The organism is Seonamhaeicola algicola, from assembly GCF_007997385.1.
Taxonomy (GTDB): Bacteria; Bacteroidota; Bacteroidia; order Flavobacteriales; family Flavobacteriaceae; genus Seonamhaeicola; species Seonamhaeicola algicola.
Genome location: NZ_VOSC01000025.1, coordinates 748,965 through 761,564, shown reverse-complemented (window position 1 = coordinate 761,564; position 12,600 = coordinate 748,965). Strand labels below are relative to the sequence as shown.

The window sequence follows — 12,600 nt, the reverse complement described above, 5'->3', positions numbered from 1 at the left end:
TTTAGTTACACCAACTATTGAAGCCTCTAAACCCAAATCACACAACAATTCTGTTTGACTTGGTACTAAAGAAATTATTCGTTGTGGGGTTTTATTGAAACATACAGTTCTATTAAGTTGATCTTTAAAATTGTTCATTGTATAGAAAACCTATAATTTCCTGTTACAAATAGTAGTTAAAAGGCGTTTAATAACGTTTTAACTCAACTTCCATTTGCAGCTGAAGTTCTTGTGCTTTTTTAGCTGCTGCATTTGCAAAACACACATCATTTGAAGCGTAAATAATACCTCTAGATGAATTTATTAACAAGCCAACATTATTACTCATACCATATTTACAAACATCTTGTAAGTTACCGCCTTGAGCACCAACACCTGGTACTAGTAAAAAACTATTAGGAATTATGTTTCTAATTTCGGCTAAATATTCAGCCTTAGTAGCGCCAACCACATACATAAGGTTTTCAGAGTTTGTCCAGTTTTTTGATGTTTCTAGCACTTCTTTATAAAGTTCTTTATCATTAACCGTTTTTGTTTGAAAATCAAACGCGCCTTGATTGGATGTTAAAGCTAGTAAAATGGTATGTTTATTTTCAAAAGTTAAAAAGGGTTCTACAGAATCTTTACCCATATAGGGTGCTACGGTTACAGAATCAAAAGCTAAATCTTCAAAAAAAGCCTTGGCATACATGGTGCTTGTATTACCAATATCACCACGTTTAGCATCGGCTATTGTAAAAATTTCAGGGTAATTTTTGTTTAAATAGTTAATAGTTTTTTCTAAAGCTTGCCAACCTTTAATACCGTAAGCTTCATAAAAAGCGGTATTGGGTTTGTAGGCCACACATAAATGATGTGTTGCATCAATAATAGCTTTATTAAAAGCAAAAATAGGATCGTTTTCTTTTAAAAGATGTTGGGGTATTTTATTTAAATCTACATCTAAACCAATACATAGAAAGGATTTTTTTCTTTTTATTTCTGATACTAATTGCGCTGTTGTCATTCCTCCTTAATCCTCCAATTGAGGAAACTATTATGTTGTTTTTGTTATGTTTAATTTTCTTTACCGCTACTCGCTTTTCGTTTTGAAAAGAATTAAAAAGAGATTAGATGGTTTCATCACTAGCTTTCAACTTTTCAGTATTTTCAGCCAACATAAGTTCATCTATTATTTTTTGAATATCGCCGTTTACAATATTTTGTAAATCATAAAGCGTTAAACCAATTCTGTGGTCTGTTACGCGCCCTTGTGGGTAGTTGTAGGTTCTAATTTTAGCACTTCTATCACCCGAAGTTACCATACTGCCACGTTTGGCTGCATCTTCTTCTTGCTTTTTGGCTAATTCTAAATCGTATAATCTAGAGCGTAATACTCTAAAGGCTTTTTCTTTGTTTTTATGTTGTGATTTTTGATCTTGACATTGGGCAACCAACCCCGTTGGAATGTGCGTTAAACGCACTGCCGAATATGTTGTGTTTACAGACTGCCCACCAGGACCTGAAGAACAGAAATAATCTATACGAACATCTTTAGGGTTTATTTCTACATCAAATTCTTCAGCCTCGGGAAATACCATTACGGTTGCTGCACTAGTATGCACTCGCCCTTGTGTTTCGGTTTGTGGTACACGTTGTACGCGGTGTACTCCGGCTTCAAACTTTAAAGTTCCGTAAACATCATCACCAGATACTTCAAATTGAATTTCTTTAAATCCGCCATTAGTACCTTCACTAAAATCTACCGTACTTACGTTCCAACCTCGACCTTCACAATATTTAGTGTACATTCTAAACAAATCGCCTGCAAAAATACTTGCTTCATCACCACCTGTACCCGCGCGTAGCTCTACTACTGCATTTTTAGCATCTTCAGGATCTTTAGGTATTAGCAATACTCTAATTTCTTCTTCTAATTTTGGAATACCTGTTTTAGCTTCATCATATTGCATTTTGGCCATTTCAACCATTTCAGCATCACTGCCATCAGAAATTATTTCTTCGGCTTCAGCCAAATTATTAGTTAATTCAATGTAAGCTTCGCGCTTATCCATTAAAATTCTAAGATCTTTATATTCTCGGTTTAATTCTACATAACGTTTTTGATCTGAGATAATATCTGGTTGAATAATTAAATCACTAACCTCATCAAAACGTTGCTTAACTATTTGTAATTTCTCTAACATGTACTTATATCAATTGGTCTCCAAAAATACGATAATTTATCAATTTAAAATGTTTAAATCTGTTCTATGTACGTTGCTATATGGCGCTATTATAATTAGTAACACTTTTTTGAATGTACTTTTTTGAATATAAAATAGTAAAGCAAAGCCCCATAGTATAGAAAAAACGCTCAAAATAAGATAGGTTATCATAACCAAGGTAGTATCCAAAAGATGAAAATATATCTGAAAAAGCAAATAAAACTAAAAGTAATGCAAAATATTTAGCGCCTTTAAACCCAGTACTATTATACCTAAAAGCAATAACCATAATACATATTAAAAATAAACCATGAATATAAAATAGCATGTTTAGTCCAGATTCTAAATTTTGTTCAATAGAACTTATAAGCACTTTAATTACACCACACCCTAAAAGCGATACGAATATATATGAAAACCAATCTAAACGAGTTGTTTTTACACTTTTTTGAAGCGGAATTACATGCCACATTAATACAATATAAAAGAGAAGTTTAAATATGTTGGTTAATAAAGAAAACACAAAATTTTCATAATAAATAAGTGAAATATTAGCTAATAACGCTAGTACAAATGCTAAACATAATTTAAAATTTATATAGCATTTATTATACAAAAACACTATAAACAAAAGCAGTACAACAACACAATTAGTTTCATCAAAATACTCTAAATTATATACATATATAGATATAAAATTGAATAAAATTAAAACAGCAGTAACCGCAAATACACCTAAGTTTGTTTTAAGCATTATAAAAAAAGAGTGAAAAATTATTTGTAATAAGTATTCTTACCAAGAAAAAAACGTTAAACTTACAATACTTACGCTTTTATCCAAGTATTTTTTTAATAAAAAAGTATTTCTATAAACTTATTAACGTTAAAATGAAACGAAACAATAAAAAGCCTTAAAATACTAATACGATTTACTTTAATATACCAGAAATAAAATATTACAAACCTGTTGCCGTTATAATTATATGCAACAACTTTTTTCAATATTTATATTTTACAAACCATACATTCTGTGGTCTTTTGCTATGAATATATTGTTTTCTTTTATGAAAATTGAACCTGTAATAATTATAATTACTAAATTATTTCTAGTTGGCTTTTTGTGGTATTTTATAAATGAAACTACTGCCCGAAGAAAACTAATACTTTACAAAAACCTTGGTATTTCAACCTTCAAATTATTCGCATTTATTTATTTAATAGATCTATTATTAAGTTTACCATTACTTATAATACTCAATGAGTTTGTATGATTTTAGAAGTTGATAGTATTGAACTATATTTTAAAAACAAGCCCATTTTAAATGGTGTATATTTAAAAGGTGAAACAGGAAAAATTACAGGATTATTGGGTAGAAATGGTTCTGGAAAAAGCTGTTTATTAAGAATTATTTTTGGCGATTTAAAACCAAAATACAAACTCATTAGGCTAAATAATAAACCTATTTTAAAACCTCTTTTCACAACAAAAAAAATTAATTATTTACCGCAATATAACTTCATAACTAAATCTTTAAGATTAAAAACGGTATTTCAATTGTTTAAAGTGAATTGGTTTGATTTTTTAATTGACTTTGAAAATTTTTCAAGATATAATAAAACCAAGTTCGGTAATTTGTCGGGAGGCGAAAAACCCATTATTGAAATATATTTAATATTAAAAACCCCAGGGCAAATTATTTTGCTAGATGAACCTTTTAATGGCGTTGCCCCTATACATATTACAAAGATTAATAACCTAATTCATAGAGAAAAAAAACATAAAATTATAATTCTTACAGATCACAGGTATAATGAAGTTATTGATGTTTGTGACAACTTGTACCTTGTAAAAAATGGATGTACCAAATTGGTTGATAATTTAAAAGAACTCGAGGTTTATAAGTATTTGCCTAAAAGCGCCCTATTAACACCTTAAAATTTTTGCTACAATCTAAAAAGCAACACATTTTTAACATAAAAAAAGCATTACCTTAACGTAAGATTTAATTCACAAATTATCGTTTTTTTTCTTGTCTAAAAAATTTAATAACTATATTTTTAGCCAAAATTTAACAACAAATCAAACATGAAAAAAATTTTTGCATTAGCCCTAATCTCTACTATGTTACTTAACACATCTTGTAGCAGCAATGATGACGGAGATTCAAACAAATTAAACGGATCTTTAACTGTTGAAGAAGGTAAACAACAACTTGAAGACAATAGCATTGAACTTTTAAATAAAGTTGAAGATTTCACTAACAACGATGCTTTAAATGAAATTATTGAGCTTGCAGAATTCTTAAGCGCTCCAAACACTACTAAATTTAGTGGTTTTAAGGCAACTGCTTTAAACTCTATTGATAATGCTAGTAGCATTGAATCTAGAAATAGCTTAATTGAATTTAACGCTAAACAATCATTAAATTTAGCTTCAAAAGCTAATTTAGCTGATGATTTTGAAGCTGAATCTGGAGTTTATGAATGGAACGCAGATATTGAAGATTTTGAAAAAACTGGAGAAAGTGATGATATCATTTATAAAGTATCATACAATGAAACCAAAAATGCTGTTTTTAGCTTTACTGATTTTGCCACAAAAACTGTTGAAGGCGAAGAATTACCTACTTTAGCTAAAGCTAACTTAAAAATTGACGATGTTATTGTATTCTCTCAAGATTACTCAGCCACTTTACAAGATAATAATTTAACTCCTGTTAAAATAAATAACGTTACTACTATTGGTGGTTTTATTTTTGAAACCAATTACAATAACAGCAACAACACTAAAATAGACCAATCATTTGCTTTTAAAATTGATAATGAAGTTATTATAGGTTACAACTATTCTGTAAAAGGAAACTTAAACAATACAGATGTTAGTGTTACTGATGCTTTTGATAGCGTTGATTTTTCATTTAATTTCCTTGATGCAAAATTAAGCATTAGTGCTAATGATAACAACTTTGATATTGAAGGAGATGAATTAACCATTGATGAGCAAGTTAATTTATTAAACAGCAATGTTAATGCTGTATTAAGTATTGATAATAAATTAATTGCTGAAAGCCTTTTTTACAAAGACCAAGACACTTATACTGATTACAGATATAATGAAAATACGCAAACATATGAATGGGTGGAAGTAACAGAAGATATAGTAAATGTTAAGTTTTTATTTGAAGATGGAACTTCAAGTGATTTTGAAACTTATATTGAAGGCTCTTTTACAGAATTAGAAGAAAAGTTTGAAGCAGTTTTTGAAGCTTACGAAACTCTTTTTGAAGATGTAGAAATCTAAAAAAAACTTAAATAAACATTTTAAAAACGTTGCTATTTTTTAGCAACGTTTTTTTATTCTGGTACTTTAAACCTAAAGGTTGCTTTACTTTCACCTGACCAGTAACCAAATGCGCCATTACTTATATTACCTTTAACAGCAGTTGTAAATGAAGCATTATCAATAGGCACTGTAACATCTCCCTTAACTGATAACCAAAAATCATACTGTGCTTTAGTAATAGCAACTACTTGTAAATCTGTTACAACACCTATTTTTAATATATCGTCACGCTCATTATTCTTATATATCTTATGATGCATAATAATAGGAAACGTATCAGTTAAAATATTTTCAGTATTAAAAATAAAAGGATCTGCATGTTCAAACATTGTGTCAGTTTCATTCTTAATTAACAACTTAAAATATTTTGGTTCATTTGGTTTATTATTATTTATAGTTAATCTCAAATCTTTAAAACCCGGAATTAACCTACCTTCAGCCACAGCATCTAAAAACTCAATATTTAACACAACTGGTTGCTCTGGTAAATTTGTTTCAGCATTAAACTCATAATCTCTAATTGTTATTTTTAATTTATATTTTTTTCCTAACTGACCTTTAATTTCGTTACTACGGTAGTATAAAAACGGAAAATAACTGTCATCTTTTTTTAATGTTAAGATTTCAGATGTTTCACCATCAAAGAGTTCTACCTTCGCTTTTGATTCTATAGATTTTGCAACCTCTAAAGAATCTATAACGCCTTTAAAAGGCAAACTATTAGTTAAATAAACTCTGGCAAATTCATCTTGGTTTATGTGTCCTTCAACAGTTAATTTATCTTGTAAAACATCAGTATCAGTAACACATGATATTGTGAACAAAATGAAACTTAAAAACAGTATTTTTTTCATATTAATTAAAATGAAAACAACCAATTTACTGTTGGCAAAAATGGAAATAAACCATCTTTTTCCTCTTTAATTTCTATAAAAGCATCATTAACATCATTATTAGTGCTATAAGAAATCTGAAACGGATTGTTATTGTTGTAAACATTATAAAGTGTTAAATTAAGTTTAGAATTCCATCGGCCCTTTTTCTTAAAAGAATAAGTACATGACACATCTAACCTATGATAATTTGGAAATCTTGAGGTGTTTTTAGCTTCAAAATTAATTATTGGGCGTTCATTTATAACTCTTATATCTGCAGGTTTAGTATAATTTTGACCACTAGTAAAAATAAATAAAGCCCCAAACTCTATCCGGTTGTTAAGCTTATAATGTGCTATACTATTAATATTTACAGGTCTATCAAAAGTTGCTGCAAAATACTTACCTTCATTTATTTCATTAAACCTAGCAATTGTTTTTGATAATGTTAAAGCCCCTTGTAGTGTTAATTTATTTACTTTTTTATTTATACTTAGCTCTAAACCATATGATTTGAATTGGCCTACTAAAACATCATCATAAATATTATTTGAAAACAAATTATTAACTGAGCCATTTTCAAACTCTGTATAATTAATAACTCTTTTATAATAGGCTGCGCTATTTAATTGCAATCCATTTGTTTCATAACTATAACCAAAGCTATATTGATTTGATATTTGAGGTTTAATTTTATTAGTACTAATAATAAAAAAATCTGCAGGTAAACTAAATGAACTAATAGAGGCTTGGTGCGTAAATTGATTAAGCCTTTGGTAGCTTAATTTATATGCTTGATTTTTTTTAGATTGATATTTCACACTAATACGTGGCTCTACACCAAAAAAATGATGTTCATCTATCAAACTATTTTCTTTAGTGAAAAAAGATGAAAGCCTTAAGCCTAACTTTGCCTCCAACTTTTTAGACAATTGAGTTTCTAAATCTGAAAACACACTAAATGTTTTATAATTGTAGGTATCTTGATTTTGAATACTAACTGGTGATTCATCAATTAAAGCATTAACCTTTTTAGGCAAAATGTTTGTATTATTAAATTCTGCTCCTAATTTAAAAAGGGATTTTTCCTTTTTCCATGAAAAATAATGATTAGCCCCAAACACATTGAATGTACTTTTAGCACTATAATCAAAAGGAAATTCATTATCTGAAAACAAAAAACTATAATAACTGTTTGATATTGTAGTTATAGAACTCAAAACTCGTGAAAATTCATGATTATAAGTACTGCCAAACAAAGTATTACCCCATTTTAAATTTCTGTTTCGCCCTTTGGTTTGATCTTTAAAATTATCTTTTGTTGTGTAAAATGTAGTTTCTAAAGTTCCTTTATTTGATAATATAACTGTGTGTTTTCCAAAAAAATCATATAAAAAATAATTTTTATCATTACCTAAAATGGTATTACTATCACCAAAAAATGGCTTGAATATTTCTAAATAAGTTCTTCTACCAGAAAGTAATAAACCGTTTTTTTTATTAAGTTTAATATTACCTGTTAATTTTGAAGATAATAATCCTAAACTCCCGTTAAAGCTAGTAGAGTCTGGTGCTTTTAATGTTTTTATATTTGTAACGGAAGCTAATCTACCTCCATATGAAGCATCAAACCCTGCTTTTGAAAACTCTAAAGAATGTACAAAATCTGAATTTATTGCGGAAAACAACCCTCCTAAATGTGCTGTATTGTGCAAATAAATATTATCTAAAAGTGTTAAATTCATACTAGCATTTCCACCTCTAACTAACAACCCTGATTGTCCCTCAGTTGCTTGTTGCACCCCTGGTGTGTATTGTATTAATTTTATAACATCTTTTTCTCCTAAAATAAAAGGCATTTTTTCAATATCTTTTTGAGATAGATATACTTGATCTGGCACAATTTTTTTTATCTGGCTGCTTGAAAAGCTTCTCAAAACAACTTCATCTAGGGCACTAATTTCGGGTGTTAAATAAACAACCTTTTCTATACTTCTAACAGCTATTGTAAACGATTGAAATCCTATTTTTGAAAATTTTAAAATAGCATTTGCATCTAAATTATCAAAACTAAACATTCCTTTGCGGTTAGTATACACCCCATTGCTTGTGTTTATAACTTGCACAGAAACATCAGTTACTGGCAAATTATTTTCTATATTTTTCACTGAAGATGTAACTGAAATTTGTGCTAATAATACATGATTACAAAGTATAAATACTAATACCAAAAACCAATTACGTTTTAATCTTGGGGCGTAACAAAACATGAAACCTTATATATAATAATAGGTTATTTAAATAAGTTAGCTAAAGTAATTACTATTACCAATTATAGCAAAAATGACATATTTTTTTTAAGTATTTTAATACATAAAAACAAAAGGAAGCTAAAATAGCTCCCTTTTGTTTTATTTTTAATTATATATGAATTTACCCACATTTTGAAGAACCACAGTCTTTACAAGTTAAGCAGCCTTCTTGATAAATTAAATTTTCAGAATTACAGTTGGCACACGTTTGCCCTTGTGCTTTTGTACCATCGGCCACATAACGTTTTAAGGCTCTACCAACACCATTCTTCCAGGTGTTTATAGATTCGGTATCTAGCTGTAAACTATTAATTAAATCTACAATTTTATCTATGGGCATACCATGACGTAAAGTACTTGAAATTAGTTTAGCGTAGTTCCAATATTCTGGGTTAAATTTATGCGATAAACCTTCAATGGTTATTTTATAACCGCGCTTATCTTTATACTGAAAATCATAACGCTTGGTGCCATCTTCATTTCTATTTTTAATAATAAGTCCGTTGTTTACCCATCGAGGAATTAAAATACCATCTTCATCATCAATTAAACCTGTAAAAATTTCATAAGGTTTACCTTCAATTAAACCAATAAAGGCAATCCATTTTTCTTTATTATTTTGAAAACGAACAACATCTGCCTCTAAAACTTGCGGACGTTTTGTAGGGAACACTGTTAAAATATTACTATCGGGCGTGTCTTCTTCTTTTTTCTCATCATTTGAAATTAAAACACCTGAGCGCGAACCATCACGATACACTGTTACGCCTTTACAACCTACTTCCCAAGCTTTTAAATACAACTCGCCAACCAAATCTTCAGTTACATCATTTGGTAAATTTATAGTTACGCTAATTGAGTGGTCTACCCATTTTTGAATAGCGCCTTGCATACTAACCTTACTTAGCCAATCAACATCATTTGAAGTTGCTTTGTAATAAGGTGATTGTTTTACTAAAGTATCTAACTCATCTTGTGTGAAATTTTTATTAGTATCAATGCCATTTACTTCCATCCATTGTTTAAATCGGTGATGAAACACAACATATTCTTCCCATGAATCACCAACTTCATCAACAAAATCTACACGTACATCCTTGTCGCCTGGATTTACTTTTCTTCTACGTTTGTAAACAGGTAAAAACACAGGTTCAATACCTGATGTTGTTTGCGTCATTAAACTAGTGGTGCCAGTTGGGGCAATGGTTAATAGTGCAATATTTCGTCGGCCATATTCTAGCATTTCATAATATAATTTGCTATCGGCTTCTTTCAACCTATTAATAAACGGATTTTCTTTTTCTCTTTCAGCATCAAATACCTTAAAAGCACCACGTTCTTTAGCTAAATGTACTGATGCTCTGTAAGCTTCAATAGCTATAGTTTTATGCACTTCTAAAGAAAACGCATTTCCTTTTTCACTACCGTATTGAATACCTAAAGCTGCTAACATATCACCCTCTGCTGTAATACCAATTCCAGTACGCCTGCCCTCTTCTGCTTTACGTTTTATATTTATCCAAAGTTTACGCTCAATAGATTTTACTTCATCAGTTTCAGGGTCTGCATCAATTTTTTCAAGAATATTATCAATTTTTTCTAATTCTAAATCAATAATATCATCCATTATTCTTTGCGCATACGCCACATGCTTTTTAAATAAACTAAAATTGAAAGATGCCTTTTTAGTAAAAGGATTTTCAACATATGAGAACAAATTGATTGCTAATAATCTGCAAGAATCGTATGGACATAATGGAATTTCGCCACACGGGTTTGTTGATACGGTTTTATAACCTAAATCGGCATAACAATCTGGTACAGATTCATTAATTATAGTATCCCAAAATAAAATACCAGGTTCGGCAGATTTCCATGCGTTGTGCACTATTTTTTTCCATAATTCTTTTGCCTGAACCGTTTTTAATATTTTTGGATGTTTACTAAATACAGGATATTTTTGGGTGTATTCAGTATCATTTTTTACTGCTTGCATAAAGGCATCATCAATTCTTACTGATACATTAGCACCTGTTACTTTACCTTGTTCTAATTTTGCATTTATAAAATCTTCAGAATCAGGATGATTTATAGATACTGAAAGCATTAATGCCCCACGCCTACCATCTTGCGCTACCTCGCGGGTTGAGTTTGAATAACGCTCCATAAAAGGCACAATACCTGTTGATGTTAATGCTGAATTTTTAACGCCCGAGCCTTTAGGGCGAATATGTGAAAGATCATGCCCAACGCCGCCTCTGCGTTTCATTAATTGCACTTGCTCTTGATCTATTTTCATGATACCTCCGTAGGAATCAGAATCGCCCGAATTACCTATAACAAAACAGTTTGATAATGAAGCTATTTGATACGGATTGCCTATTCCTGCCATTGGGCTTCCTTGGGGCACAATATATTTAAAGTCTTTTATTAAGTTAAAAATGTCATCTTCACTTAACGGATTTTTATATTTTAACTCAACTCTAGCAAGCTCTTTAGCTATACGACGGTGCATATCATTTGGTGTAAGCTCATAAATATTACCTTCAGAATCTTTTAAGGCATATTTATTAAGCCAAACGCGTGCTGCTAAATCATCATTTTTAAAGTATTTTAATGATGCATTAAAAGCTTGATCTTGGGTATAAGTTTTTGGAGGCGTTTTGGTTAAGTGCTCTTTCATATTTGTGTGTATGTTAAGTAAATTTTGTAATAAAAAAGTAGGCTACAAATATACTTAATTGAAGTAACTTAATACATGATAAAAATCATGAAGTTTACACAAAAAACACTTTAAAAAATTGATTTTTAACCAATTAAAAATTTATTAACACTAAAAAGTTAACAAGTTTTGAAAACATTATATTAAAACAATATTAAAAAGCAACTGCAAAACCAATACCTAAAAACTGTTTCCATTGTACTTTGGCGCCTTCTTCATCAAACTCACCATCTACATCAGTTTCTTTTAACGTTTTAACATCATCATCGTATCTTAAATGCGATCCAAGACTGGCGCGTATGTAGTTATTAACTTTAAAACCAAAATCTAACCTCCAATCTACATCTACATTTCCAAAATTGTTAATGTAATCTGTATACAAACTAACTTTGTGTTGCATGGTTATATTTTGAGCAACTTCCATTTCATAACTATTGGTTATTAAAATACCCAATTCGCGCCTAAACTTTTCTCCTGGTACAATTACGTTTCCGTCTTCATCAAAAACTGCTGGCTCAACACCAAAAGCACCTGCGTTGGCTAAATCTTCATCTAAAACAAAGGTTGCTTTAAGTGTTAATGGCGAAAAATAGGCTGATATTTTATCTATATTTTTTCCATATTCCATGCCACCACCAAAAAACAAATAACCAGGTGCTAAAAACCTTGAAATTGGGTTGCTAGTATTTGGGTATTTATAACCATTAGCAAATTGGGTTCTGAAATTTAACCTTGCTGAATAGTACCAATTTGAAGATAACGTAGGTTTGTAACCAATATTGGAGTTTAATTCAAACAAATCATCAGTTTTTCTAACCTCTCTAGATTGTTGTTTGTTTACACCGTAGCGCATAACAATATCATTACGCCATGAAAAATATTTATCGCTATAATTTCTTGAAGCCTCTAACCCCACAAGCCCAGATATAGAGTTTACACCACCGGCATTCCAGTTTACAAAAGAAACCTGATTTAAATCTATAGTTGCTTTGTTTTTTCTAACCCACTGCGGACCATCATATTTTTTGGGTTTTTCTTTTAAGTACAAGGAATCTGGTTGTGCGTTTGCAAATATAAAAGATAAACAAAATAGCACTAAAATGGTGTATCTCATGGCTTTATGTTAGGTTGTTATAAAATT

At 30.0% G+C, this 12,600-nt stretch carries 9 protein-coding genes and 1 pseudogene; 2 read left to right on the top strand and 8 right to left on the bottom strand.

Going from position 1 to position 12,600, the window contains the following annotated elements; all coding sequences use genetic code 11:
- The 4 genes and pseudogenes from FUA26_RS15820 to FUA26_RS11945 form a co-directional block, all read right to left on the bottom strand.
- A pseudogene (locus tag FUA26_RS15820) lies at positions 1-138 on the bottom strand (cobalamin-binding protein); the annotation flags it as partial.
- A gap of 49 nt (positions 139-187) precedes the next feature.
- Positions 188-1,006: an orotidine-5'-phosphate decarboxylase gene (pyrF, locus tag FUA26_RS11955; protein ID WP_147136285.1), complete on the bottom strand. Its 819-nt coding sequence runs from the start codon at positions 1,004-1,006 to the stop codon at positions 188-190.
- Positions 1,007-1,109: 103 nt separating this feature from the next.
- Complete coding sequence (gene prfA / locus FUA26_RS11950; RefSeq protein WP_147136282.1) at positions 1,110-2,186, bottom strand: peptide chain release factor 1; 1,077 nt, start codon at positions 2,184-2,186, stop codon at positions 1,110-1,112.
- A gap of 76 nt (positions 2,187-2,262) precedes the next feature.
- Positions 2,263-2,961 (bottom strand): hypothetical protein, encoded by a 699-nt coding sequence (locus tag FUA26_RS11945; RefSeq protein WP_147136279.1) that lies wholly within the window; start codon positions 2,959-2,961, stop codon positions 2,263-2,265.
- 513 nt (positions 2,962-3,474) lie between these two features.
- On the opposite strand from FUA26_RS11945, the gene FUA26_RS11940 reads away from it, so the two are divergent.
- Positions 3,475-4,143: an ATP-binding cassette domain-containing protein gene (locus FUA26_RS11940; RefSeq protein WP_147136277.1), complete on the top strand. Its 669-nt coding sequence runs from the start codon at positions 3,475-3,477 to the stop codon at positions 4,141-4,143.
- A gap of 150 nt (positions 4,144-4,293) precedes the next feature.
- The gene (locus FUA26_RS11935) at positions 4,294-5,508 is read left to right on the top strand and encodes a hypothetical protein (protein WP_147136274.1); all 1,215 of its coding nucleotides are present in this window, start codon (positions 4,294-4,296) and stop codon (positions 5,506-5,508) included.
- 53 nt (positions 5,509-5,561) lie between these two features.
- Here FUA26_RS11935 and FUA26_RS11930 read toward each other — a convergent pair whose 3' ends face one another.
- The 4 genes from FUA26_RS11930 to FUA26_RS11915 form a co-directional block, all read right to left on the bottom strand.
- Complete coding sequence (locus FUA26_RS11930) at positions 5,562-6,404, bottom strand: DUF4249 family protein (RefSeq protein ID WP_147136273.1); 843 nt, start codon at positions 6,402-6,404, stop codon at positions 5,562-5,564.
- Positions 6,405-6,409: 5 nt separating this feature from the next.
- A complete protein-coding gene (locus tag FUA26_RS11925; protein WP_147136271.1) occupies positions 6,410-8,695 on the bottom strand; it encodes a TonB-dependent receptor in 2,286 nt (761 codons plus the stop codon).
- Between the two features lie 163 nt (positions 8,696-8,858).
- Positions 8,859-11,420 (bottom strand): adenosylcobalamin-dependent ribonucleoside-diphosphate reductase, encoded by a 2,562-nt coding sequence (locus FUA26_RS11920; RefSeq protein WP_147136268.1) that lies wholly within the window; start codon positions 11,418-11,420, stop codon positions 8,859-8,861.
- Positions 11,421-11,613: 193 nt separating this feature from the next.
- Positions 11,614-12,573 carry a DUF3078 domain-containing protein gene (locus FUA26_RS11915; RefSeq protein ID WP_147136266.1) on the bottom strand — a complete coding sequence of 320 codons (960 nt, stop codon included), beginning with the start codon at positions 12,571-12,573 and terminating at the stop codon, positions 11,614-11,616.
- Between the last annotated feature and the right edge of the window lie 27 nt (positions 12,574-12,600).